The 21,016-nt window shown below is 70.4% G+C and carries 25 protein-coding genes; 13 read left to right on the plus strand and 12 right to left on the minus strand.

Annotated elements, in window-relative coordinates; genetic code table 11:
• Positions 1-66 precede the first annotated feature (66 nt).
• On the minus strand, positions 67-765 hold the full coding sequence (locus tag NDI79_RS09545) for a metallophosphoesterase family protein (RefSeq protein WP_310928238.1): 699 nt from the start codon (positions 763-765) through the stop codon (positions 67-69).
• Positions 766-964: 199 nt separating this feature from the next.
• Between NDI79_RS09545 and map the strand changes: the two genes are divergently transcribed.
• Positions 965-1,855 carry a type II methionyl aminopeptidase gene (gene map / locus NDI79_RS09550; protein ID WP_310928239.1) on the plus strand — a complete coding sequence of 297 codons (891 nt, stop codon included), beginning with the start codon at positions 965-967 and terminating at the stop codon, positions 1,853-1,855.
• Between the two features lie 5 nt (positions 1,856-1,860).
• Here map and NDI79_RS09555 read toward each other — a convergent pair whose 3' ends face one another.
• Complete coding sequence (locus NDI79_RS09555; protein ID WP_310928240.1) at positions 1,861-2,058, minus strand: DUF7835 family putative zinc beta-ribbon protein; 198 nt, start codon at positions 2,056-2,058, stop codon at positions 1,861-1,863.
• A 122-nt stretch (positions 2,059-2,180) separates the two neighbouring features.
• Between NDI79_RS09555 and NDI79_RS09560 the strand changes: the two genes are divergently transcribed.
• Positions 2,181-2,762 (plus strand): HIT family protein, encoded by a 582-nt coding sequence (locus tag NDI79_RS09560; RefSeq protein ID WP_310928241.1) that lies wholly within the window; start codon positions 2,181-2,183, stop codon positions 2,760-2,762.
• 49 nt (positions 2,763-2,811) lie between these two features.
• A complete protein-coding gene (locus NDI79_RS09565; protein ID WP_310928242.1) occupies positions 2,812-3,747 on the plus strand; it encodes a cation diffusion facilitator family transporter in 936 nt (311 codons plus the stop codon).
• 6 nt (positions 3,748-3,753) lie between these two features.
• On the opposite strand, the gene NDI79_RS09570 is transcribed toward NDI79_RS09565, so the two are convergent.
• Positions 3,754-4,467: a S26 family signal peptidase gene (locus tag NDI79_RS09570; RefSeq protein WP_310928243.1), complete on the minus strand. Its 714-nt coding sequence runs from the start codon at positions 4,465-4,467 to the stop codon at positions 3,754-3,756.
• 93 nt (positions 4,468-4,560) lie between these two features.
• Here NDI79_RS09570 and NDI79_RS09575 point away from each other — a divergent pair, with 93 nt between their 5' ends.
• Both NDI79_RS09575 and NDI79_RS09580 read left to right on the plus strand, forming a co-directional pair.
• The gene (locus NDI79_RS09575) at positions 4,561-5,004 is read left to right on the plus strand and encodes a GNAT family N-acetyltransferase (RefSeq protein WP_310928244.1); all 444 of its coding nucleotides are present in this window, start codon (positions 4,561-4,563) and stop codon (positions 5,002-5,004) included.
• Positions 5,005-5,110: 106 nt separating this feature from the next.
• Positions 5,111-6,064, plus strand: coding sequence for an alpha/beta hydrolase (locus NDI79_RS09580; RefSeq protein ID WP_310928245.1), 954 nt, complete (start codon positions 5,111-5,113; stop codon positions 6,062-6,064).
• Between the two features lie 12 nt (positions 6,065-6,076).
• On the opposite strand, the gene NDI79_RS23575 is transcribed toward NDI79_RS09580, so the two are convergent.
• Positions 6,077-6,442 (minus strand): histidine kinase dimerization/phospho-acceptor domain-containing protein, encoded by a 366-nt coding sequence (locus tag NDI79_RS23575; protein WP_425499592.1) that lies wholly within the window; start codon positions 6,440-6,442, stop codon positions 6,077-6,079.
• A 99-nt stretch (positions 6,443-6,541) separates the two neighbouring features.
• Complete coding sequence (locus NDI79_RS09590) at positions 6,542-7,813, minus strand: tRNA (N(6)-L-threonylcarbamoyladenosine(37)-C(2))-methylthiotransferase (RefSeq protein ID WP_310928246.1); 1,272 nt, start codon at positions 7,811-7,813, stop codon at positions 6,542-6,544.
• Positions 7,814-7,920: 107 nt separating this feature from the next.
• Between NDI79_RS09590 and NDI79_RS09595 the strand changes: the two genes are divergently transcribed.
• On the plus strand, positions 7,921-9,153 hold the full coding sequence (locus tag NDI79_RS09595) for an outer membrane protein assembly factor BamB family protein (protein ID WP_310928247.1): 1,233 nt from the start codon (positions 7,921-7,923) through the stop codon (positions 9,151-9,153).
• Positions 9,154-9,184: 31 nt separating this feature from the next.
• Here the strand turns inward: NDI79_RS09595 and deoC are convergent, their stop codons facing one another.
• Positions 9,185-9,823, minus strand: coding sequence for a deoxyribose-phosphate aldolase (gene deoC / locus NDI79_RS09600; protein WP_310928248.1), 639 nt, complete (start codon positions 9,821-9,823; stop codon positions 9,185-9,187).
• A gap of 133 nt (positions 9,824-9,956) precedes the next feature.
• Here deoC and NDI79_RS09605 point away from each other — a divergent pair, with 133 nt between their 5' ends.
• A complete protein-coding gene (locus tag NDI79_RS09605) occupies positions 9,957-10,775 on the plus strand; it encodes a DUF63 family protein (protein ID WP_310928249.1) in 819 nt (272 codons plus the stop codon).
• Between the two features lie 10 nt (positions 10,776-10,785).
• Here NDI79_RS09605 and NDI79_RS09610 read toward each other — a convergent pair whose 3' ends face one another.
• Positions 10,786-11,166, minus strand: a complete 381-nt coding sequence (locus tag NDI79_RS09610; protein WP_310928250.1) for a hypothetical protein — start codon at positions 11,164-11,166, stop codon at positions 10,786-10,788.
• 161 nt (positions 11,167-11,327) lie between these two features.
• Between NDI79_RS09610 and NDI79_RS09615 the strand changes: the two genes are divergently transcribed.
• Positions 11,328-11,840, plus strand: a complete 513-nt coding sequence (locus tag NDI79_RS09615) for a hypothetical protein (protein WP_310928251.1) — start codon at positions 11,328-11,330, stop codon at positions 11,838-11,840.
• A 41-nt stretch (positions 11,841-11,881) separates the two neighbouring features.
• Here NDI79_RS09615 and NDI79_RS09620 read toward each other — a convergent pair whose 3' ends face one another.
• Positions 11,882-12,376 (minus strand): DUF2238 domain-containing protein, encoded by a 495-nt coding sequence (locus NDI79_RS09620; protein ID WP_310928252.1) that lies wholly within the window; start codon positions 12,374-12,376, stop codon positions 11,882-11,884.
• 311 nt (positions 12,377-12,687) lie between these two features.
• Here NDI79_RS09620 and NDI79_RS09625 point away from each other — a divergent pair, with 311 nt between their 5' ends.
• Together NDI79_RS09625 and NDI79_RS09630 are read left to right on the plus strand one after the other, a co-directional pair.
• Entirely contained in the window at positions 12,688-13,416 is a 729-nt protein-coding gene (locus NDI79_RS09625) for a guanosine phosphorylase (protein ID WP_310928253.1), read from the plus strand.
• 3 nt (positions 13,417-13,419) lie between these two features.
• Entirely contained in the window at positions 13,420-14,886 is a 1,467-nt protein-coding gene (locus NDI79_RS09630) for a universal stress protein (RefSeq protein WP_310928254.1), read from the plus strand.
• A 20-nt stretch (positions 14,887-14,906) separates the two neighbouring features.
• On the opposite strand, the gene NDI79_RS09635 is transcribed toward NDI79_RS09630, so the two are convergent.
• Both NDI79_RS09635 and NDI79_RS09640 read right to left on the minus strand, forming a co-directional pair.
• On the minus strand, positions 14,907-16,178 hold the full coding sequence (locus NDI79_RS09635) for an NAD-binding protein (protein WP_310928255.1): 1,272 nt from the start codon (positions 16,176-16,178) through the stop codon (positions 14,907-14,909).
• Positions 16,179-16,249: 71 nt separating this feature from the next.
• A complete protein-coding gene (locus NDI79_RS09640; RefSeq protein ID WP_310928256.1) occupies positions 16,250-16,669 on the minus strand; it encodes a cupin domain-containing protein in 420 nt (139 codons plus the stop codon).
• A gap of 63 nt (positions 16,670-16,732) precedes the next feature.
• On the opposite strand from NDI79_RS09640, the gene NDI79_RS09645 reads away from it, so the two are divergent.
• From NDI79_RS09645 to NDI79_RS09655, 3 genes are read left to right on the plus strand one after another with little or no spacing between them, the layout of a single operon-like run.
• On the plus strand, positions 16,733-18,028 hold the full coding sequence (locus NDI79_RS09645) for a potassium channel family protein (protein ID WP_310928257.1): 1,296 nt from the start codon (positions 16,733-16,735) through the stop codon (positions 18,026-18,028).
• Complete coding sequence (locus NDI79_RS09650; RefSeq protein ID WP_310928258.1) at positions 18,025-19,263, plus strand: cation:proton antiporter regulatory subunit; 1,239 nt, start codon at positions 18,025-18,027, stop codon at positions 19,261-19,263. Before NDI79_RS09645 ends, NDI79_RS09650 begins: the two co-directional genes overlap by 4 nt.
• Positions 19,264-19,316: 53 nt before the next feature.
• On the plus strand, positions 19,317-19,586 hold the full coding sequence (locus tag NDI79_RS09655; RefSeq protein WP_310928259.1) for a ubiquitin-like small modifier protein 1: 270 nt from the start codon (positions 19,317-19,319) through the stop codon (positions 19,584-19,586).
• 125 nt (positions 19,587-19,711) lie between these two features.
• Here the strand turns inward: NDI79_RS09655 and NDI79_RS09660 are convergent, their stop codons facing one another.
• Both NDI79_RS09660 and NDI79_RS09665 read right to left on the minus strand, forming a co-directional pair.
• Positions 19,712-20,554 (minus strand): ubiquinol-cytochrome c reductase iron-sulfur subunit, encoded by an 843-nt coding sequence (locus NDI79_RS09660; protein ID WP_310928260.1) that lies wholly within the window; start codon positions 20,552-20,554, stop codon positions 19,712-19,714.
• Between the two features lie 113 nt (positions 20,555-20,667).
• Positions 20,668-20,862: a hypothetical protein gene (locus NDI79_RS09665; RefSeq protein WP_310928261.1), complete on the minus strand. Its 195-nt coding sequence runs from the start codon at positions 20,860-20,862 to the stop codon at positions 20,668-20,670.
• Positions 20,863-21,016: the final 154 nt, after the last annotated feature.

The raw sequence follows: 21,016 nt of genomic DNA on the forward strand, positions 1-21,016 counted from the left end.
GAGCGACTTCACCGATTCGCTTCCGGCGACGACGGGGACGAGGGGCGACGAACGAGACGGACGCGACTACTGGACGGGGGCGGGGGCGGCGGCGGGTTCGACCCACTTCGACTCCGCGCGCTCCTCGACCGTCTCCTCGGGTTCGACGACGACGAACTCGTCGGCGCGCCAGTCGTAGGCGGTGAGTTCGTTGCCGTAGACGCATCCCGTGTCGAGGCCGACGGCGTACCGGCGGTAGACGGGCGCCGCGAGGGGCGTGTGCCCGAAGAAGACGCGCTGGGGGCCGCGGTGAGTCTCCCACCAGTACGCCTTCTCGCCGTCGTCGTCCTCGAACTTCCGGAACGTCTCCAGTTCTTCGAGGGAGTGCTCCGCGAGCGGTTTCCGCGGGTCGACGCCGCCGTGGACGACGAGGGCGTCGTCCCACGAGATGGCGACCGGGAGGTTCCGAATCCACTCCATCTGTTCTTCTGTGAGTTCCTCGAGGTGTTTGTCGCCGCGAATGAGTTTCTCCTCGTTGTTGCCGCGGACGGTCAGCATGTTCTCCGCGTTCCGGACGAGGGAGACGACGCCCTCGCTGTCGGGCCCTTTCCGAACGAGGTCGCCGACGAACACCACGAGGTCGTCGTCGGTGACGCCGAGTCGGTCGAGCAACCGCTCTAACTCCGCGCGGCAGCCGTGAACGTCGCCGACGACGTAGACTTCGTCCCAGTCGTCCGCGTCGACTCGCCGGTGGGGTACGTCCGCGCCGAACTCGGGTGCACTCATCTGTCTCTCTCCCGAAACGAGCGCGAGCCAATAAACGGTTGCTAAGAGACGCTGTGTGCACTATATAGTCACCCCACTCCCGGCCGAAAGCATCTAATATGGCACCCGAGCCGTCGCGGCGGACAGCGGTCGAGCGCCGCGTTCGCGGGACGAAAACGGGGTCCGCAACCTCTTTCATACGCTCGCGCCAAGCACGGCCATGAGCATCGGACCCCTCGACGAGGAGACGGCCGAGAAGTACCGCGAGGCCGGCAGCGTCCTCCGCGAGGTTCTCGACGAGACGGCCGAGATGGTCGAACCGGGCGCGACGCACCTCGAAGTCGCGGAGCACGCCGAAGAGCGCATCTACGAACTCGCCGACGGCTGTGCGTTCCCCGTCAACATCAGCGTCGACGAGGAGGCGTCGCACGCCTCCCCCGGCCGCGACGACGACACCGAGTTCGGCGAGGAGATGGTCTGTCTTGACTGCGGCGTCCACGTCGACGGCTACATCGCCGACGCCGCGGTGACGGTCGACCTCTCCGGCGAGGCGGAACTGGTCGAGGCGGCCGAGGAAGCCCTCGACGCCGCCCTCGACGCCGTCGGCCCCGGCGTCCAGACGGGCGAAGTCGGCGCGGAGATAGAGGACGTCATCCGCGGCTACGGCTACACGCCGGTCCTGAACCTCTCCGGGCACGGCGTCGAGCGGTGGGACGCCCACACGGGTCCGAACGTTCCCAACCGCGGCACCGAACGCGGCGTCGAACTCGAAGTCGGCGACGTGGTGGCCATCGAACCGTTCGCCACGACGGGGTCCGGCAAGGTCACGGAGGGCTCCAAAGAGGAGATTTACAGCCTCGAAAGCGACCGCTCGGTCCGGAACCGCTCGGCGCGGCAGGTGTTAGAGCAGGTGAACGAGGAGTACAAGACGCTCCCGTTCGCCGCGCGGTGGATAGACGCCCCCCGCTCGGACATCGCCATCCAGCGGCTGAAACAGCAGGGCGTCCTCCACGGCTACCCCGTGCTGAAGGAGGACGACGGCGAACTCGTGAGTCAGGCCGAACACACCGTCATCGTCACCGACGACGGCTGCGAGATTATCACCGAGTAGCCGTCTCAGGCGTTGTTCATCCGGAGCACGTCCTCGGCGTCGCAGACGGTGCAGACGGAGACGCGGTAGGGCTCCCGCGAGAACGCCGCCGTCGTGGGGTTACGTCCCTCCGTCCGGAGTTCGACTCGGACCCGATGGACCGTCTCGCGGCCGCAGTCCGGACACGATTCGGTCACCTCGCTCGGGTCGGGTTTCCCGTTCATCGGTCTCTCTACGACCGTCCGAAGTATGAACGCCTCTCGCCCTCGTCCGGAAACTCCGGAACCCTGACGATAGCCCCCGCCGGTTCCGCCGGCACTAAACCCGACTCGCGCGAGGACGGCGTATGGACCAGATATTCGCGCCGTGGCGCATCGACTGGGTCGAACGCGACGACGACGGCGACGGGGACGACGGCTGTCCGTTCTGCGCGCTTCCCGACGCCGACGACGACAGGGGGAACCGCGTCGTCGCGCGGAGCGAGCACTCGTTCGTCCTGTTGAACAACTACCCGTACAACCCCGGCCACGCGATGGTCATCCCCTACCGCCACACGGGGTCGTGGGGCGACCTGACCGACGCGGAACTCCTCGACCACGCGAAACTGAAGACGCGGACGCTCGACGCGTTGGATTCGGCGCTCGACCCCGACGCCGCCAACGCCGGCGAGAACCTCGGCGGCGGCCCCTCCGGCGGGTCCATCGACGACCACCTACACACGCACGTCGTGCCGCGGTGGGGCGGCGACACGAACTTCATGCCCGTCGTCGGCGACACGAAGGTCATCGTGGAGGCCCTCGACGACACCTACGACCGACTCCGAGAAGCGTTCGCCGAGCAGTCCGGCGCCGACGTCGACGGCGAGGACGACGCCGTCTCCCTCGAGTTCGACGCCGAGTTGGAGTACGACGACGACCGGAGCGACTGAGCGCTCGCGGGTCGGAAACGTCATGCGTCTGCCTCCGCAACCCCCGGTGATGAGCGGAGACCGGCGCCGGGTCGTCCGACGGGTGGGCCTCGTCGTCCTCGTGGTGAACGTCGCGTTGGCCCTCGCCAAGGGCGGCGTCTGGTGGGCGACGGGCAGTCTCGCCGTCGGGTCCGAGGCGGTCAACAGCGCGGCCGACACCGCCTACAGCGTCATCGTCCTCGCCGGTCTCTATCTGACGACGCAACCGCCCGACTTCCAGCACCCGCACGGCCACGAGCGCATCGAACCGTTCGTCTCGCTGTTCGTCGCCGTCGGCGTGTTCGCCGCCGGCGCGGGCGTCCTCTGGAACGCCACCACCACGGTCCTGAACGGCTCCTACGGCGGCGCGACCGGCGGGGTCCTCGGCGCCGGCGTCCTCGTCGCCTCCGCCGGCGTGAAGTACGGCCTCTACCGCTACTGCCGGCGCGTCGGCGAGACCCACCGCTCCCCGGCTATCGTCGCGACGGCGATGGACAACCGCAACGACATCCTCACGGCCGCCGCCGCTCTCGTCGGCGTCCTCGGCGCGAGCCTCGGCGTCCCCGTCCTCGAACCCGTCGCCGCGGGCGTCGTCTCTCTCGGCATCATCTACACCGGCTACGAGATAGTGCGCGACAACGTGAACTACCTCGTCGGCGCCGCCCCCGACGACGAACTGACCGCCGAGATTCTGGCCCGCGCCCTCGAACACCCCCGCGTCGAGGGGGCGCACGACGTGATCGCTCACTACGTCGGCCCCGAGGTGGACGTGAGCCTCCACATCGAGGTGGAGGGCGACATGACGCTGTTCGAGGCGCACGACATCGAGTCGGAGGTGGTGACGGCCATCCGTGAGATTCCCGAGGTGGACGACGTGTTCGTCCACGTCGACCCGAAGGAACTCGGCGAGTGGAAGGAGGACGAACGGGCGACCCGGCTGTTCGAGGGGCGGGCCGGGGAGAAGTAGGTCGGCTCAGACCTTCCCGGCGAGGAGGAGGCGTATCCATCCGAGCAGCGGCACCCGGACCTGCGCCTTCGCGCGGACCCACTCCGCCCGCACCGGGGGTGCGATGGGGTCGACGCCCACCTGGTCGTATCTGGCGTTGTTGTCCCCCTTCGTGACGTACCCGGCGTGCGGCGCGGGGCAGTTCGCCAGTTCCGCACAACCGTCCACGCCGGCCCCCACGAAGTCGGGGTTCGCCCTGTCGTACCAGTTCTCGCCCGCCTCGACGTGGAAGCGGACCCGGTGGATGATGGGCGAGGAAAGCCCCCGACGGTCGGGCGGCATGAAGACGACGACGTCGCCGCCCTCGGAGAATCGGGTGTAGCCGTCCGACCGCGCCTGCGTCACGATGCCGTTCTCGTCGGCCGCGGCGGCGACGTAGCGGTTCACGTCCGAGACGACGACCATGTCGCCGGTGTCGATGTGCGGTTCCATGCTGGGGCTCTCGACGGCGACCATCGGCGGCCAGATGCCCGTCAGCGCGAACAGGAGGACGCCGACGAGGACGACGGCGCCGAGCGTCTGGAGCACGTCGCGGACGTAGCGCGGGACGCGAGGGCGGGGGTGGGGTCGGGGGTCCGGACCCGACCCGGGACCGGAATCGGAACCGGTGCCGGAATCGGGGCCCGACCCGGAGCGAGGGCGGGGAGGGTCGCGGCGGGGGGGACCGGAGTCGTCGGCCATCGACCGAACGTGGGGAACGACGAGCAAAAGCGCGGCGGTTCCGCACCCCCTCGGATGCCAAGCGATTTCTCCCCGTTCGCCGTCCGTCCGCGCATGGACGACGACTACGAACTCGTTCGCGGGACGCCCGACCCCGAGACGTTCTGCGCCCTCCGGGAGGCGGCCGGCCTCTCGGCTCGCAGCCTCGAAGGCGCCCGACGGGGACTGCCGAACACGCTGTTCGGCGTCCGCGCGGAGCGTCGGGGTGAGGTGGTCGGCATGGCCCGCGTCGTCGGCGACGGCGGGACCGTCTACGAAATCGTCGACGTGGCCGTCGACCCCGCCCACCAGGGCCGCGGACTCGGCTCCGCGATGGTCGAGGAACTGGTCGGCTACCTGGACCGCGAAGCGCCGCCGCGGGCGTACGTGAGCCTCCTCGCGGACGTCGAGGGGTTCTACGAGCGATGGGGGTTCGAGCGGACCGCACCGGGGTCGCGGGGGATGTTCCGCCGCGTCGACGCCGATGGACGGTTCAGTGACGGCGGTTCGGAGTCGTGAACGCCTCGGTTCGCGCGCGTCCGAGCGCGGACGGGCGAGCGGCGCGGCCGCCGAAACCGCCGCACCGCGCCGCCGCGCTTTTCTGACAACGGGCCGAACGGTCACCGTGCAAGCAGACGAGATTCACCCGCAGGCGAGGGAGGCGATGGCGGCGCAGTCGGACCTCTCGCGGCTCAGACGCTTCGGTCCGAAACCGCTGCGGTTGTTGGAGCGAGCGGCCAACTGGTGGGAGAACCGGAACCCGCCGGCGGTGGGCGCCGTCGACGACCGGACGGTTCCCGGCCCGGCGGGCGAGATTCCGGTCCGCGTCTACCGCCCGCGCGGCGGCGGCCCGTCCCCGACGGTGGTGTTCTTCCACGGCGGCGGGTTCGTCCTCGGGAGTCTGGAGGGCCACGATATCCTCTGTCGTCGACTCGTTCGGGAGAGCGACTGTACCGTGGTGTCCGTCGACTACCGTCTCGCGCCCGAGCACCCGTTCCCCGCGGCCGTCGAAGACGCCTACGCGGCGACCGAGTGGGCGGCCGAAAATCCGGACTCCCTCGACGCCGACGGCGGACTGGCCGTCGCGGGCGACAGCGCCGGAGGGACGCTCGCGGCCGTCGTCTCGCTGATGGCCGCCGACAGAGGTGGTCCCGATATCGACTACCAGGCGCTGGTCTACCCCGCCGTGGGCACCGGCGAGCGACGCGAGTCCGTCGAGCGACACGCCGGAACCGTGCTGTCGGAGGCGGACCTGACGTGGTTCCGCGACTGCTACTACGAGAGCGACGTCGACGAGCGGAACCCGTACGCCGACCCGATGCACGCCCGCGACTGCTCGGGCGTCGCGCCGGCGACGGTGGTCACCGCCGGCTTCGACCCGCTACGCGACGGCGGGGCGGCCTACGCCGAGCGACTGGTGCGCGAGGGCGTCTCGGTCCGCTTCGAGAACTACGAGGACATGGTCCACGGGTTCGCCGCGATGTACGAGGTGAACCGCTCGCGCGAACTCGTCGCCGACGTGGCCGCCGACCTGCGCGGGGCGTTCGGGTCGGATACCGCCGTCGGCGACGACGCGTAGGTCCCGTCGCCGCTACGAGCGGCGTTCGACGCCGCCGATTTCGACCCGCGCGGCCCGGTCCCTCGCGTCGAAATGCCGCTCGTCACCTGTCTCCCGCGCCAGGACGAGGTGCCCCTGTACGATGTTCAGGGGGTTGCGCAGGTCGTGGCTGACGACGCTTGCGAAGTCCTCCAGTCGCTCGTTCGTCTCCCGGAGTTCGCGCACCGTCTCCTGCACGTTCGTGTAGTAGTGCCCGATGAGCGCGGTGAACGTCGCGATGGCCGAGACGGCGTTCGCGTGGACGACGACCAGGTCGACCGACGGCCGGAGGTTCACGGACGACAGGAGGGAGAAGAACCACTCGTTCAGCAGGAGTCCGACCGCGACTCCCGAGAGCACCCAGAGCGCGAAGGTGTCGTTGTACCGCGACCCCCGTCGGCGCCACGACGCCGCGACGAGTCCGGCGCCGACCAGCCGCCGGGTACGCTTCGGGAGCGACTACGGTTTCGGCGCCGCGCGAACCGGCTTCCCGAACGCGTACACCGTCTGGTGGCTCGTCACCTCGACGTCGAGGAAGTCGCCGGGTTCGATTCCGTGCTCCGTCGCGTTCTGCACGACGACCTGTCGGTAGGCCTCGTCGCGGCACTTCACCGAGTCGCCGGTGCCCTCCTCGACGACCATCACCTCGCGCGTCTCCCCGACCATCTCCTCGTACGCCTCGGCGACGACGTCCATCTTCAACTCGGACATCGCCTTCGAGCGCTCCTTCTTCACCGTCCCGCCGAGGCCCTTCATCTCGGCGGCGTCGGTGCCGGGGCGCTTCGAGAAGCGCGTGACGTTCACCTTCTCGGGGCGGACCTCCCTGAACAGGTCCATGCTGCGCTCGTGGTCGGCCTCCGTCTCGGTGGGGAAGCCGACGATGAAGTCCGTCGAGAGCGTCCAGTAGTCGAGCGTCTCGTCGAATGTTTCGACTATCTCGCGGAACTTCGCCACCCGGTGCTGGCGGCGCATCTCCTCCAACACGTCGTCGGAACCAGACTGCACGGGGAGGTGGATGAAGTTGTACAGCTTCTCCTGCTCACGGAACACCTCGGCTAGCTCCTCGTGGATGCCGTGAATCCCGCCGGGGTTGGCCATCCCGAGGCGGACGCGGAACTCCCCGTCTATCTCGGTGCAGATGCGGTCGAGCAGTTCGGGGAGCTTTCTGTCGCCCTCGTCCCAGCCGTAGACGCCGGTGTCCTGCCCGGTGATGCGGACCTCCTTCGCGCCCGCGTGGACGAGCGCGCGGGCCTTCTCGACGTTCTCCTCCACGGAGGGGGAGTCCACGCGCCCGGTGGCGAACTTCGTGATGCAGTACGAGCAGTTCGACATGCAGCCGCGAGCGATGGGCAGGATTCCGACGACGCCGTCGAGGACGGGTTCGACGCCCGGCCCCGGCGTCGGGCACTCGCCGTTCGTGACGGCCGAGGGAACGTCGTCCCAGTGGAGAATCTGGGCGTCCACCTCCTCGTCGCGGAACTCCTCGCCCTGCGCGAGCGCCATACAGCCCGTGATGATGAGGTCCGCCGTCTCCTCCTCCAACTCTTTGGCCCGTCGGAGCATGTTGCGCTCCGTCTTCTCGACGACCGTACAGGTGTTCATGATGGCGACGTCGGCTTCGTCGGGTCCCTCCACGCGGTAGTGGCCGGCATCGCGGAGCGCGCTCTCGATGGCTCGGCTCTCGCCGCGGTTGGAGGTGCAGCCGTACGTCTCGATGTGGTATCGGGCCATTCGGTCGTTCTGAGGTCTCTTCCGCGCGGCCAAAAGGCCGACGGTTGGGGTCGGTTCCGGGCGACCGACAGAAACGCTCATGGCACGTGAACGTCACACCGAGACGAATGCCCTCCATCACGACCAGACGGCGGTTCCTCGCTGCGGCCGGCGCGGCGGCGACGGCGTCGCTCGCGGGCTGTTTCGATTCGGTCGGAGAGATAGACGGCGACCTCGGTGACGGAGCGCCGGTTCCCGACGACGCGACGACCGACTGGCCCCTGCCGCACTTCGACGCCGGAGCGACGAGCTACAACCCGAACCCCGTCGGCCCCGCCGAGCGACCCGAGGTGCGGTGGTCCGTCGAGGGCGAGTGGCCCACGGGCCGCATCGCCGTCGTCGGCGACACCGCCTACGTCCCCACGGCCGACGCCCTCCTCGCACTCGACGCGGCCTCCGGCGAGGAGCGCTGGCGCGCAGGGCCGCGAGAGGATACGGACGAAAACTACGGCTCCCCCCGGTTCACCTCCCCCGCAGTAATCGACGGTACGGTCTACGTCGGCACGTCCGACCGCCGCGGCCTCCTCGCACTCGATACGGACACCGGCGAGGAGCGCTGGCGGTGGAACGCCGGCGGACCCGGCGCCGACGTGCGTGCGCCGCCGGTGCCGACGTCGGACCGGGAGGAGATAGCCGTCGGGAACGACGAGGGCCTCGTCGCCCTGTTGGACTCCGAAACGGGCGAGGAGCGCTGGCGAGTCGAGGTGTTCGGTGCGGTGTCGAAACTCGCGCACGCGTTCACGACGCTGGTCGTCGGAACGACCGGTGGCGAGGTGTACAGCCTCTACGACGGCCGCGGCTTCTGGCGGCGGAAAGTCGGCGGTTCGGTGGAGGCGCTGGCGGTCGACGGGGGCTCCGGGGCCTACGTCGGGACGTTCGGCGGCGGCGTCTACCGACTCGCCGGCGGCGCACACGCCGGCCAGACGCGGTGGCGCGCGAGGCGGGGGCCGACGGCCCACGACGCCCTCGCCCTCGCGGACGGAATCGTCGTCGGGACGGACCTCTCGGGGGCGAGCGGCCTCCACCACCGGACCGGAGAGGTTCGCTGGGAGATAGACGGAACGTTCGGGGCCCCGCCGGCCGCGTCCGGGTCGCTCGCGTACCTCGCGGGCGAGGGCGAAGTGGTCGCGGTGGCGCTCGACGGCGGGTACGGATTCGGAGACGCTCGAATCGACGCGACCCGGTGGCGCGTTCCCGTCGAGGGCGTTCCGACGCACGGCGTGAGCGTCGCGAACGGCGCGCTGTTCCTCGCGACGAGGGGTCGAGACGGGTCGTCGCCGCGGGTCTACGCGCTGGCGTAGCCGTCCCCGCGTTCCGCCGGCGTGGTGTCCGCTACTCCTCGGGGAATCCGGACACGATGTCCACACCCGACGACGCGCCGATGCGCTCCGCGCCGGCGTCGAACATCGCCGTCGCCTCCTCGTAGGAGCCGACGCCGCCGGACGCCTTCACGGGCAGGTACTCCGCCATCAGTTCGACGTCCGCGACGGTCGCGCCGCCCTCGGCGAACCCGGTGGAGGTCTTCACGAAGTCGGCGTCGGCTTCCACCGCGGCCTCGCAGGCGCGGCGCTTCTCCTCCTCCGACAGGAGCGCCGTCTCGATGATGACCTTCACCGGAACCGGCACGGCGGCGACCACCTCGGCGACGTCCTCCTCGACGGCGTCGTCGTCGCCGGCCTTCAGGCGGCCGATATTGATGACCATGTCCAGTTCGTCGGCGTCGTTCTCCCAGGCGTCGACGGCCTCCTCGCGCTTGGCGGCCGTCGAGTGCTGGCCGTGCGGGAAACCGACGACGGTGGCGACGGTCACGTCCGGGGCGTAGTCGGCCGCCTCGGCGACGTAGCACGGCGGGATGCAGGCGTTCATTCCGTACTCGGCCGCCTCGTCCAAGACGCTCTCCACGTCCGAGAGCGTCGTCTCCGGCCCGAGGACGGTGTGGTCGATGCGCGCGGCGAACTCCGTGCGGTCCATGCGGGAGAGAGACGGCGACCGCGCGTAAAAGCGACTCGAACGGGCGGACGCGCCGCCCCAGTTCGAGAAACGGACTCGAATCGGGCGAGGCGGCTTCCGTAAGGCTTTCACGGCCGCCAGACACCCACACCGCATGGCGATACTCCCCGAAGGGTTCTCGGTGCCGCCGCTTCCGTATCTCGCCGTCCTCCTCGTCGCCGTCGCCGCCGTCGCCGCCGCGGCGGTCCGCCGCCGCCCCGCGGTCACCCCGCGGCGCGTCCTCGCGTTCGTCCCGTGGATGGTGTTCGGGTCGGCCGCCCACGTCCTCTACGTCGTCGACGCCCTCCCGCCGCTTCTCAGACCGCTCGGCGGCACGGCGGCCGTCTACCTCGCCGTCGGCGCCCTCGGCGTCGGGACGTTCGTCCTCGCGGACGCGCGGGCCGGGGACGCCGCCGCCCTCGTCGTCGCGGGCCTCGGAAGCCTCCTCGCCGCCGTCGCCGTCGCCGACGCCCTGTTCGTCGGCGCGGTCAGGGGAACCGTCGCCCCCCTCGTCCCCGCCGCGGGCCTCGTCGCCGCCGCCGTCGTCGCCGCCGCCGCGTGGGCCGTCCTCGTCCGCGTCCGCCCGGCGGCGCGCGTCACTGCCGCGGTGGGCTTTCTCGCCGTCTTCGGCCACGCCCTCGACGGCGTCTCCACCGCCGTCGGCGTCGACTTGCTCGGCTTCGGCGAGCGAACGCCGCTCTCCCGACTCATCATCGAGTTCGCCGCGACGCTCCCCACCGAACCCTACCTCGGGACGGTGTGGCTGTTCGTCCTGGTCAAACTCGTCATCGCCTCCGGCATCGTCGTCCTGTTCGCCGACTACGTGCGCGAGGACCCCAGCGAGGGGTACGCCCTCCTCGGGTTCGTCGCCGCCGTCGGACTCGGCCCCGGCGTGCACAATCTGCTCCTGTTCACGGTGCTCGGCGGGGCGTGAGCCGTGTCGTCTACCGCGACGGTCCGAACGAGAACGGCGACTTCTCGACCGGCGCCCAGAGGCCGCGTCGCGTCGCGCGCCACCCGTAGACGCCCGCGGCGGCGACGCCGGTGACGACGACGCCGATATTTCGCAGTGTCGTCCCGTCGACTGCAACGGTGACGACGCCCACGGCCGCGAGAAGGACTCCCACGAAAACGTTGAACGCGAGGGTTCCGCCAACCGGGCGAACGCCGCTCCCGGCGACGACGAATACGAGAAACAGGTTGTACAGCCAGAGCATCGGCGTCAGACCGTCGCCGAAGAAGTTCCCGAGAGCGTGAAACAGATACCCGACGGCGAGTGCGACCGCGACGTTCCGAAGGGAGACCGACTCCACGGGAGGGACCATACCGACGGCTACGCGTTCGTCCATGATAACCTCTTGTCGCTAATTTGTCGTTACGGGCGGCGCTGACCTCTCGTCGACGCCCACCGACCCCGAGAGCGGGGCCGCCGTCGTCGGGCCCGAGCGCCAGTCCGCTTTTGACCCCCCACGTTCTATCTCGGCCGATGCCGACGCCACCGCCCGGCCCCGTCGTCGCCGGAGCCCTCGGGGAGACACTCACGTTCGTCGGGTTGAGCGCCGTCTCGGGCCTCGTCGCCGCCGCCGCCATGACCGTCCCGATGGCGACGCAGGAGGACGGCTACACCCCGGCGTACATCGCGGCGGCGACGCTCCGCCGGACTGCCCCGGGGGAGGTGTCGACCGTCGCCGCCCGCCTCGTCCACTACGGCGCGGGCGTCCTCTCCGGCGTCCTCTACGCCGCGGCGTACGCGGCGCTCTCGCCGCTGCTCCCCCGGACCGCGTCCGCGGGGTCGCTGGACGCCCTCCCGCACGCGCTGGCGACGGCGGCCGTCGTCGGCTTCGTCTACGTCTTCTTCGCGCACTTCGTCCTGCCACGGGCGGGAGGGGGCGTTCACGAGGAACGCTCGACGGCCGTTCGCGGCCAGTGGCTCCGGTCGTCGCTGGTGTTCGGCGCGACGATGGTCGTCGTGCTGCCGCTGGTGACGTGGGGGCTGTAGCCCCGATTCGGGTGGCTCGGGGACGCGAGAATCGTTCGGGGTCAGTCGTCGGTCGGCGCATTCGACCCGACCGGCCGCGACTCCGCCTTCCCCTCGGTCGGCGAACGGCGGCGCAGCGACGACCGGACGAGGACGAACGCGGCGGCGACGGCGGCCGACCCGGCGAAGTTGCAGACCACGTCGAGCGCCGTGTCCGCCGCGCCGCCGGCGATGAAGACGTACGTCGGCGTCGCGTACTCCAGAAGCTCCCACGCGCCCGAGCAGAGGGCGACGAGGAGGACGACGGCGGACGCGCGCCGTCCCGAGAGCAGGAGCCACCCCGTGATGGCCCCGCCCGCGAGAGTATGCGTAAGGATGTCCCACCACCACACGGACTCGTAAAGCGGGAGGAGACCGAGGGCGGCGACGAGCGCCGTCGAGAGGGCGAACACGCGGCGGTTCGCGGCGCTCTCGACCGCGAACCGCCATCCGGGCCCGGGTCCGGGTCCGGGTCCGCCGGAGGAGTCCGCTCGCTCGGTGAGTGTACTGAGTGACATGCGTAGGGGGAATGGTACCGCCGCGGCGGCCCGGGTCGGTACGCGGGACGGGCGGGGGGATGTGCCCGTCCGAGCGAAGGGGGGATGGGATGGAACGTCCCGGGCGAGACGGCCGTCGGCGGCCATCCTACGAGAGACCAGAGAGCGGCTTAGTTATCGGTCGAATATCGGGACTGTCGCCGCGGTTAAACTGTCATAACGAGCGGTTAGGCGGCGTCGAACGGGTGGGGAACTCGCTGCGCTCCTCGGCGGTCCGCCGGCGACTGCGGTCGGACCGCGTCGTTTTTCAGGGCGTCCCGAGACTCTCGCGTATGGCCAAACAGCCCCACCTGCTCGTCGAGGAGGGCGACGTCGAGGACGTCGCGCTCATCCCCGGCGACCCGGGCCGCGTCGACCGCATCGCGGCGCAGTGCGAGAACGTCGAGGAGGTCGCGCAGAACCGCGAGTACAAGGTCGTCAACGCGACGTACGAGGGGACGCCCCTCACTATCTGCTCGACCGGTATCGGCTGTCCCTCCGCGGCCATCGCCGTCGAGGAACTCGCGCGCGTCGGCGTCGAGACGTTCGTCCGCGTCGGCACCATCGGCGCGCTTCAGGAGCACGTCGAGATAGGCGACATGATCGTCGCCACGGGCGCCGCGAAGGAGGAGGGCACCTCCAAGCGCTACGAGTCGGAGGTCATCCCCGCGGTGCCGGACTACGACGTACTGACGTCGCTCGTGGACTCCGCCGAGGCGAACGGCGAGGAAGTGCACGTCGGTCCCATCGTCTCCGACGACGCCTTCTACAACGAGTCCGACGACTACGTCGAGGCGTGGAACGAAGCGGGCCTCCTCGCCGTCGAGATGGAGGCGGCCACCGTGTTCTCGCTCGCCCGCCGCAAGGGCCTCCGCGCGGGCGCCATCTGCACCGTCGACGGCAACCTCGTGAAGGGCACCCAGAAGGGCGCCGACTCCGAGGAGGAACTCCCCGAGAAGGCGAAGGATAACGTCGAACGGGCCATCGCGCTCACGTTGGACGCGGTCACGTCCCTCGCGTAGGGGATGTCTCGACTCCGCCGGTACGCGGCGCACCTCACGGCGCGTCTCGGTACGCTCGGCGCGCGCGCTCGGCGGATAGAGCGGCGGGAGCTCTCGGAGTTCCGCCGGTGGCTGGAGAACACCAGCAACCTGCTGCATCTCTCCATCCTGCTGTTCGTCCCGCTTCTCATCGGGTTCGTCACGTTCCTCACCGGTCGGCTCCAGACGCTGTCGTACCTGCTGTTCCCGCCGCTGGCGTCGGGGACCTACACGCTGTTCTCGGACCCCGAGGGGCGCTACTCCAGTCCGACGAAGTTCGTCGGGAGCCTCAGCGTCGGCGCGGTGTGCGGGCTCGCGGCGCTGTGGTTCACCGTGACGGTGTACGGGCAGGCGCAACCGGCCGTCCCGCACGCCGAGAGCGCCGCGTTGGCGGTGTTTCTCACCGGCGTCGTGACGTGGGTCGCGGACCTCGAAGCGCCGTCGGCGTTCTCGACGGCGCTCCTCGCCTTGGTCTCCAGTCCCGGCACGCCCCTCTCGCAGACGGCGGGCGCCGTCGCGTACGTCGTCAACATCTTCCTCGCGTCGGTCATCATCGCGGGCGCGTTCGTCGTCTGGCGCGAGCGACTGTACGAACGGCGCGCCCGCTACCTCTACGAGACGGTCCGCGGCGACGACCACGTGCTCGTCCCGATGCGCGGCGAGCACGCAGCCCGGACCGCCCTGTTCGGCGCGCGCCTCGCCGCCGCGCACGACGCCGGGAAGGTGGTGCTCCTCGGCCTCGTCGAGGAGTCCGACCGGCGACTCGTCGAGGTGGAGGGAAACGACATCGCGACGAGCGAGGGGACTAACGAGGAACTCACCGACGAGGCCGACGAGACGGTCGCGGAACTGGAGTCGTGCGCCGCCGACATCCGCACCCGCGTCGGCGTCCCCTGCGAGGTGGTCGTCGCCGCGGGCGACTCGGTGCCCACGACGCTGGACGCCGCCCGGAACGCCAACTGCGACCTCGTGGTGACGCCGTACGAGGAGGACCGCGGCCTGCTCTCCGAGTACGTGCGCGGCATCTTCCGCGGTCCGACCGACGCCGTGGCGTTCCGCTCGGTCGGCGAGACGCGCCGCTGGCGGCGCGTGCTCGTCCTCGTCTCCCGCCCCGGCGACACCGCCCACGCGATGATAGACTTCGCGACCCGGCTCGCCGGACGGAACGGCGTCGTCAGCGTCACCACCTGCATCTCCAGCGAGGTGGAGCGCCGGCGGGCGGAGTCGCGGCTGGCGAACTTCGCGGAGACGGCCGACGGCCCCATCGAGACGCGCGTCTCGCGGGCCGACGTGCAGTCGTTCATCGCCGCGAACGCCGGGTCGTACGACCTGTTGGTCCTCGGGTCCAGTCGGGACCGCTCGGCCGCCTCGCGGTTCGTCGCGCCGCCGACGTTCGAACGCCTCCACGAGGTGGAGTGCGACGTGGCCGTCTTCGACCGCGGCGACCCCTGAAGGCCCCTTCCCGGCGCGGCTCAGTTCCCCTCCGAGCGCTCGCCGCGCCCGTCGCCTCCTTCTCCCGCTCTCTCGCTCTCCCCGGCCGCCTCCTCGTCGAGCGCCTCCTGCACCGCCTCGCCCGCCTGCGAGGGGTCCCCGCTCATCAGCCGCTGCTCCAGTTCCTCGACGCCCTCGCCGCCGAGCGCCGACTCCGCGAGGAAGTGCGCGCCCAGCGTCGCCGGGCTGATGACGGTGTCCGCACCCGCGCGCTTCAGTTTGTTCACGTTCTCGCGCTGGCTTGCGGCGGCGACGATGGTCACGTCGGGATTCAGTTGCCGCGCCGTCAGGATGCCGAGGGCGTCCTCGGCGTCGTTGTTCGTGGCGACGACGACGGCGCGCGCGGACTCGACGCGCCCGCGGTGCTGGGAGTCCTCGTCGCTCGGGTCTGCGGTGAGGACGGTGTAGCCCCGTTCGGTGAGCCGACGGGTGCGCTCCTCGTCCTCGGTGAGGATGAGGACGTCCGCCTTCGCGGTGAGTTCTTCGAGTATCGGTTCCGTCAGGTCCCCGTAACCGAGCACGAGGACGTGGTTTTCGAGGAGGTCGAGTTGTTCTTCTGTCATGCGTCCGAGTGCTTTGGAGAGTCGCGCTTCGATGAGCGGCGTGAAGACGACGCCGAGGACGGCGGCGAACGAGGAGACGGTGACGAGTATCAGCGACAGCGTGAACAGTTTTCCGACGGCCGTCGGGGAGGTGACGTCGCCGTATCCGACGGTGCTTCCGGTCACGAGCGAGAAGTAGAAGGCGTCTAACAGCGTTTCGACGGTCGGAAAGTGCTGGTCTCGGAGCGCGAACGTGCCCACGGTTCCGTACGCCTGTGCGCCGGCGATGGCGGCCAACGCCGCCATCTGCGTCGTCGTCAGTTCCACCTCGCGGTCGTACGCGTCGAAGTTCAGGCCGACGACGGCGAACGCCACCGCCGAGAGGCCGATGAGCGGGAGCGACAACTGCGTCGACTGGAGCGCCCCCTGCGCGGCGGTGATAGGGAACAGCAGCATCGTCGCGTACCACGCCGCGCGCAGGCGGCGCCGCAGACCGAACGCGGCGACGAGGAGGACGAATCCGGTGAGCGTGCCCGTGAACGCCGCCACCTGCTGGACGTAGCCGGGGAACGTGACGCCGAACAGCACGAAGTCGGCCACGTCGGGGCTGACGCCGATGTTGGCGATGCCGGTGGCGACGGAGAGGACGCCGACGAGAAGCGTCAGCACCATCGACGCGCGGGCGCCCACCCAGTCCCGTTCGATCCTCATATCTCCCCGATGGCGACTTCGCTACTTAACGGACGCGACCGACCGGCCGCCCCGTCACGCGGTTCGGGCGCTCAGAGGTCGCGCACGTCGGCGGCCATCTCCCCGTCCTCCGCGTCGCCGGTGTTCTCGGTCCCGGCGGGTTCGAAGAGGAGGACGTTCGCGCCCGCCGAGACGGGACGGTGTTCGACGCCGCGCGGGACGACGGCGAGTTCGCCCGCCGCCAGCGTCACGTCCGCCTCGTCGCGGAGTTCGAGCGTCACCGACCCCTCGACGACGAGGAACAGTTCGTCCGCGTCGGGGTGGCTGTGCCAGACGAAGGCGTCCTCCATCTTCGCCAGTTTCACCGCCTGCCCGTTCAGTTCCGCGGCGAGACGCGGCGACCACGTCTCCCCGAAGGAGTCGAAGGCGTCCGCGAGGTTCACCGGGCGAACCGCCGAATCGGTCGAATCGGTCGAATCGGTCGAATCGGTCGAATCGGTCGAATCCGTCATCGCCGACGCTTGCGGCCCGACGGCGATAAGTGTAAATCGTTCCCGCCGAGAAGAACGTTCAGCATGGCATCCCTCCCCGTCGAACTGCTCTACGGTCTGTACCTCGGCGCCCTCGCCGGATTCGTCCCCGCGCTGGTGTCGTGGGCGCTCGGGTTCGCCTTCCGGTACTTCACGGGCATCACGATACCCGGACTGGCCGTCGCCGGCCTCGGCGTCGCCATCGCCGGACTGAGCGGCGGCATCCTCGCCCTCGCGGACCCCGAGGTCACGCTCTCGCAGAACCAAGTTCGGCTGTCCGTCGCGCTCATCATCGTCCTGATGGTGACGTTCTACGCGCACGGCCTCGGCGACAGGATGGGTGCGAACCTCCCGCGGAAGCTCTCGCTGCGCGAACTCACCGCCCGGACGCTCTCCTCGGACGTGGTCGAACTCGTCGGCGGGCGCGGACAGGTGCGCGTCAGCGTCGTCGGCGAGGTGGCCGACGTCGAGGGCTACCACCCCCTCTCCGCGTCGGTCCGCGAGGAGATTCGGGGCGGCGAGTGGACGTTCCCGGCGGACGTGCCGCTGATCGAACTGGAGACGCGCGTCGAGGACCGCCTCCGGACCGAGTTCGACCTCGCGGAGGTGGAGGTGACGCTGGACGAACGCGCGCGGGCGTCCGTCGCCGCCGCGCCCGGGATGAGCGGACTCTCGAAGCGCCTCGCTCCCGGCGAACGCGCCGTCTCCACCACCGCGCTGGTGCCGACGGGCACCGCCCGTGGCGACGAGGTGACGGTGCTCGCGGGCGGGGAGTCGTTCCCCGCGACGGTCCTCGGCGTCGTCGACGCCGGGGAGAAGAAGTCCGAGGACGCGTCGCCGCCCGCGGCGACGGACGGCGGGACGGACCTGCGGTCCGACGGGGGTGAGCGAATCCGCGATTCGCGAATCTCGTCGGAGCTCCGCTCCGACGGGGGGGTCGACGTCGTTCCCACGGAGACGGTGCCCACGGCCGCCGGCGGCGAGGCGCGCGTGACGCTCGCGGTTCGGCGCCAGCACGCCTCGAAGGTGCTCTCGACGGACGACGCGGCGCTGCTCGTCCGGTCGCGCGGCGTCCGCAGCGAGTTCGAGTTGGTGACGCTGCTCCGGCGGGCGGGCAAGCGGTTCCGGCGGCTCTCGGTCCGCGAGGGCGGCGTCCTCGACGGCGTGACGCTCGGAGAGGCGACCGTCCGCGACCGGTACGACGTCGTCGTCCTCGGCGTCCGTCACGAGGGGAAGTGGACCATCGCGCCGCGCGGCGCGCAGCGAGTGGACGCCGGCGACGACCTGGTTGTCGTCGGCGCCTACCCCGACCTCGCGGCGTTCGCCGAGGTGGTGGCGTGACCCTTCCGCTCCAACTCGACGCCCTGGTCCGGTCCGCCGCCGTCCTGTTCGACGACGTGGCGCTCATCGCCAGCCTCACCGTGGGGGCTGCGGCCGTCGCCGCGGCGGCGGCGCTGGTCTACCGGTGGTACACCAGAGAGCCGATTCCGGGGTGGCTGGCCTCGCTCTTCGGCGGGACGCCCGCCGCCGTGTACATCAGCGGCATCGGCCTCCTCGACACGATAACGGACCCGACGCGGGCCGCCGACGTGTTCGAGCCCTCGACGATGCTCCTGAACTCGACGGTGCTCGTCGCCGCCGTCGCCGTCTCGCCCGTCGGCCGGGCCGTCGGGGACCGCGTCGCCACCGACGTGTTCGCCTTCGCCGGCACGAGCGCCGTCGACGCCGAGGTGGGTCGCATCGTCCGCACGGTGGGGCGCGTCGCGGCGGTCGAACTCCCCGAGGAGCCGGACGATATCGGCGACATCGACGGCTACGACCCCGTCCCCCGCGCCCGCAAGGAGGCGATGGCGGGCAAGCGACTCCTGTTCCCGCGGCGCCTCACCGACGCGGAACTCACGGACCGCCTCGTCACGCGCATCAAGGAGGACTACGGCATCGGCCACGTGGACGTGGAGTTGGACGAGGCGGGCGACGTGTCGTTCCTCGCCCTCGGTCGGCGGGTCGCCGGGTTGGGGCCGACGATGCCTCCCGGCGTCGCCGCCGTCGCCGTCCGCGCGGACCCGGGCGCGGGTGCCTCGGCGGGCGACGCCGTGCAACTGTGGCGGACGGACGGGGAGGGCGACCCCGAACGCGTCGTCGGCGCGGAACTCCGGGCGACGGCGGACGACGTGGCCACCGTCATCCTCGACGAGTCGGACGCCGAGCGACTGGACCGTGAGGAGGAGTACCGCATCCTCACGCTCCCCTCGGACCCCGGCGCGGAGCACGAGTTCACCTCGCTGCTCAGGAGCGCCGACGAGACGATGGAGCGGGTGACCGTCGAACCGGGCAGCGACCTCGTCGGCGCGACGCTCGGCAACCTGGACGCCACCGTCGTCGCCGTCCGCGCCGGGTCGGAGGCGGTCGACGCCATCCCGGCGCGGGCGCGCGAACTCGCCGCCGGCGACGAACTGTTCATCGTCGCCCGGCCCGAGACGGTCCGCCGCATCTCGCGGTTCGCCGCCGCGCCGGAGGCCGACGACGCCGAGGAGACGCCGGCGTCGACCGCTCCCGACTCCGCGGACGACGACTGAACCGGCCGTCGACTGTCGCAATACTCATGGCGCGCGGGCGGGGATACCGAGGTATGACGACCGTACGGTGGCGCCTGTTCGCGGACCTCGCGGAAGTCGCCGGCGACCGGAAGACGACGGTGACCGTCGACGACGGCGCGACGGTCGAAGACGCCCTCGACGCCCTCTTGGACGGCCGCGACGGCCTCCGCGTCCGCGTCTTCGACGACGGCACCCTCGCCGAGCACGTCAACCTCCTGCGCAACGGCGAGTCGGCGTCGCTCTCCGATGCGGTCGCCGAGGACGACGAACTCGCGCTGTTCCCGCCGGTCAGCGGCGGCTGAGACGCCCCGCTGGGCGTTCGTGTAGCGGCGTTGAAGGAAACGGACCCCCGAGGGAGAAACGAGAGAACGAGACGACGGCGCGGGCCGCGTCCGTATCCGCATTCGCGGCGTCGCTCCGCGCTCCGTTATTCGCTGGGGCGCGGACGGGCGACGAACAGCGTCTCGACGAGGCTGAAGGGGTTGTACACCGACTGGTGGCACTGGCAGTAGACCCGGTTCTCCGCGCCGAACGTGGCGGAGCTGGCGGTCTGCTTGTATCCGGGCACGCAGCAGAAGTGCGTGCACTTGTTGAGCCACGCGACGAAGCCCTCCTGCGTCGACGCCTGCACCCACGGGTCGTCCTGCGCCATCTCCTGAATCCGCTCCGAGCGAATCACCTGGATGGGAATGACGTTCTCGGCGTCTTCGGACCGCCAGCGGCCGGTCGCCGGCTTGCCGAGACCGGGGTCGCCGATGTCGTTCGACCAGGTCTGGTAGTCCGAGAAGTCGTCGACGTGGAGGCGGTCGCCCTCGGAGTAGGCCTCCGACTGCCAGGAGTAGCCGGGGGCGCCCCCGGAGATGAAGTAGTTGTCCGACTCGTACTCGGGGTCGAGACCGCCGTAGGACTCGACGCCGCAGTACTGGAACCACTCGGAGGAGTACGTCACGCCGGAGCCGTTGTAGTTCTCCGTCTCGGCGATCTGAACTTGGACGCCGTTCTCCTCGATGGTCTTGACCTCGGGCCAGACGCCCTTGAGGTATCCCTCGCTGTCGATTTCGATGGGAATCTGCGGCATGCCGCGCGGCGCGGGCCCGTCGGTGTTCTCGATGGCCATCGCCTGGGTTGTCCCGCCGCCGCTCCCACTCGACATCGTTGCTGAGTTGACGGCGGCCGCGGTGGTCGCGCCGACGCCGGCGAGTGTCGCGCCCCCGACGACACCCTTGACGAACCGGCGGCGACCCGAGTCGTCCGGGTACTTGTCGCTCATACAGAAACCTTCGGCCCGCCGGTGAAAAGCATGACGAAACCCCGGTTGACTTCCTCCTGAGTGGTCCGCGCGTCAAACGGCCGACCCGCGGGCGACTCCACCGGAGCGGAGATTCAGTCGCCGCCGTCAGCGCGCCGCGTCAGCGCCCAGAGGACGAGACACAGTCCTTCGACTCTCGCGGCCGCGTACACCCATCGGCGGGGTGTCGCGTCCCCGCGCGTCGCGAGGCGCATCCAGAAGTCCACTACCTGCTTCGGCCGAAGCAGTTCGACGACGCCCAACGCCAAGGCGAGCGTTCGGATCACCATACGGTATCGGAGGGGCCGACCGGGCAAAGGTATTTCCGTGGCCGGAGGTGCCGACTCCCCCACTCGGCAGACGACGAGCGCGCTCACGACGATTGACTCGGACGCGGGCAAAATTTTCTATCGACTCGGGGTCTTTTACTCGGGGACAGGCATA

The sequence above is a fragment of the Halogeometricum sp. S3BR5-2 genome (assembly GCF_031624635.1).
Lineage (GTDB): Archaea > Halobacteriota > Halobacteria > Halobacteriales > Haloferacaceae > Halogeometricum > Halogeometricum luteum.

Coding starts and splice junctions, on each gene's coding strand:
- NDI79_RS09545 (WP_310928238.1), bottom strand. CDS start 765: ATGAGTGCACCCGAGTTCGGCGCGGACGTACCCCACCGGCGAGTCGAC.
- map (WP_310928239.1), top strand. CDS start 965: ATGAGCATCGGACCCCTCGACGAGGAGACGGCCGAGAAGTACCGCGAG.
- NDI79_RS09555 (WP_310928240.1), bottom strand. CDS start 2,058: ATGAACGGGAAACCCGACCCGAGCGAGGTGACCGAATCGTGTCCGGAC.
- NDI79_RS09560 (WP_310928241.1), top strand. CDS start 2,181: ATGGACCAGATATTCGCGCCGTGGCGCATCGACTGGGTCGAACGCGAC.
- NDI79_RS09565 (WP_310928242.1), top strand. CDS start 2,812: ATGAGCGGAGACCGGCGCCGGGTCGTCCGACGGGTGGGCCTCGTCGTC.
- NDI79_RS09570 (WP_310928243.1), bottom strand. CDS start 4,467: ATGGCCGACGACTCCGGTCCCCCCCGCCGCGACCCTCCCCGCCCTCGC.
- NDI79_RS09575 (WP_310928244.1), top strand. CDS start 4,561: ATGGACGACGACTACGAACTCGTTCGCGGGACGCCCGACCCCGAGACG.
- NDI79_RS09590 (WP_310928246.1), bottom strand. CDS start 7,813: ATGGCCCGATACCACATCGAGACGTACGGCTGCACCTCCAACCGCGGC.
- NDI79_RS09595 (WP_310928247.1), top strand. CDS start 7,921: ATGCCCTCCATCACGACCAGACGGCGGTTCCTCGCTGCGGCCGGCGCG.
- deoC (WP_310928248.1), bottom strand. CDS start 9,823: ATGGACCGCACGGAGTTCGCCGCGCGCATCGACCACACCGTCCTCGGG.
- NDI79_RS09605 (WP_310928249.1), top strand. CDS start 9,957: ATGGCGATACTCCCCGAAGGGTTCTCGGTGCCGCCGCTTCCGTATCTC.
- NDI79_RS09610 (WP_310928250.1), bottom strand. CDS start 11,166: ATGGTCCCTCCCGTGGAGTCGGTCTCCCTTCGGAACGTCGCGGTCGCA.
- NDI79_RS09615 (WP_310928251.1), top strand. CDS start 11,328: ATGCCGACGCCACCGCCCGGCCCCGTCGTCGCCGGAGCCCTCGGGGAG.
- NDI79_RS09620 (WP_310928252.1), bottom strand. CDS start 12,376: ATGTCACTCAGTACACTCACCGAGCGAGCGGACTCCTCCGGCGGACCC.
- NDI79_RS09625 (WP_310928253.1), top strand. CDS start 12,688: ATGGCCAAACAGCCCCACCTGCTCGTCGAGGAGGGCGACGTCGAGGAC.
- NDI79_RS09630 (WP_310928254.1), top strand. CDS start 13,420: ATGTCTCGACTCCGCCGGTACGCGGCGCACCTCACGGCGCGTCTCGGT.
- NDI79_RS09635 (WP_310928255.1), bottom strand. CDS start 16,178: ATGAGGATCGAACGGGACTGGGTGGGCGCCCGCGCGTCGATGGTGCTG.
- NDI79_RS09640 (WP_310928256.1), bottom strand. CDS start 16,669: ATGACGGATTCGACCGATTCGACCGATTCGACCGATTCGACCGATTCG.
- NDI79_RS09645 (WP_310928257.1), top strand. CDS start 16,733: ATGGCATCCCTCCCCGTCGAACTGCTCTACGGTCTGTACCTCGGCGCC.
- NDI79_RS09655 (WP_310928259.1), top strand. CDS start 19,317: ATGACGACCGTACGGTGGCGCCTGTTCGCGGACCTCGCGGAAGTCGCC.
- NDI79_RS09660 (WP_310928260.1), bottom strand. CDS start 20,554: ATGAGCGACAAGTACCCGGACGACTCGGGTCGCCGCCGGTTCGTCAAG.
- NDI79_RS09665 (WP_310928261.1), bottom strand. CDS start 20,862: ATGGTGATCCGAACGCTCGCCTTGGCGTTGGGCGTCGTCGAACTGCTT.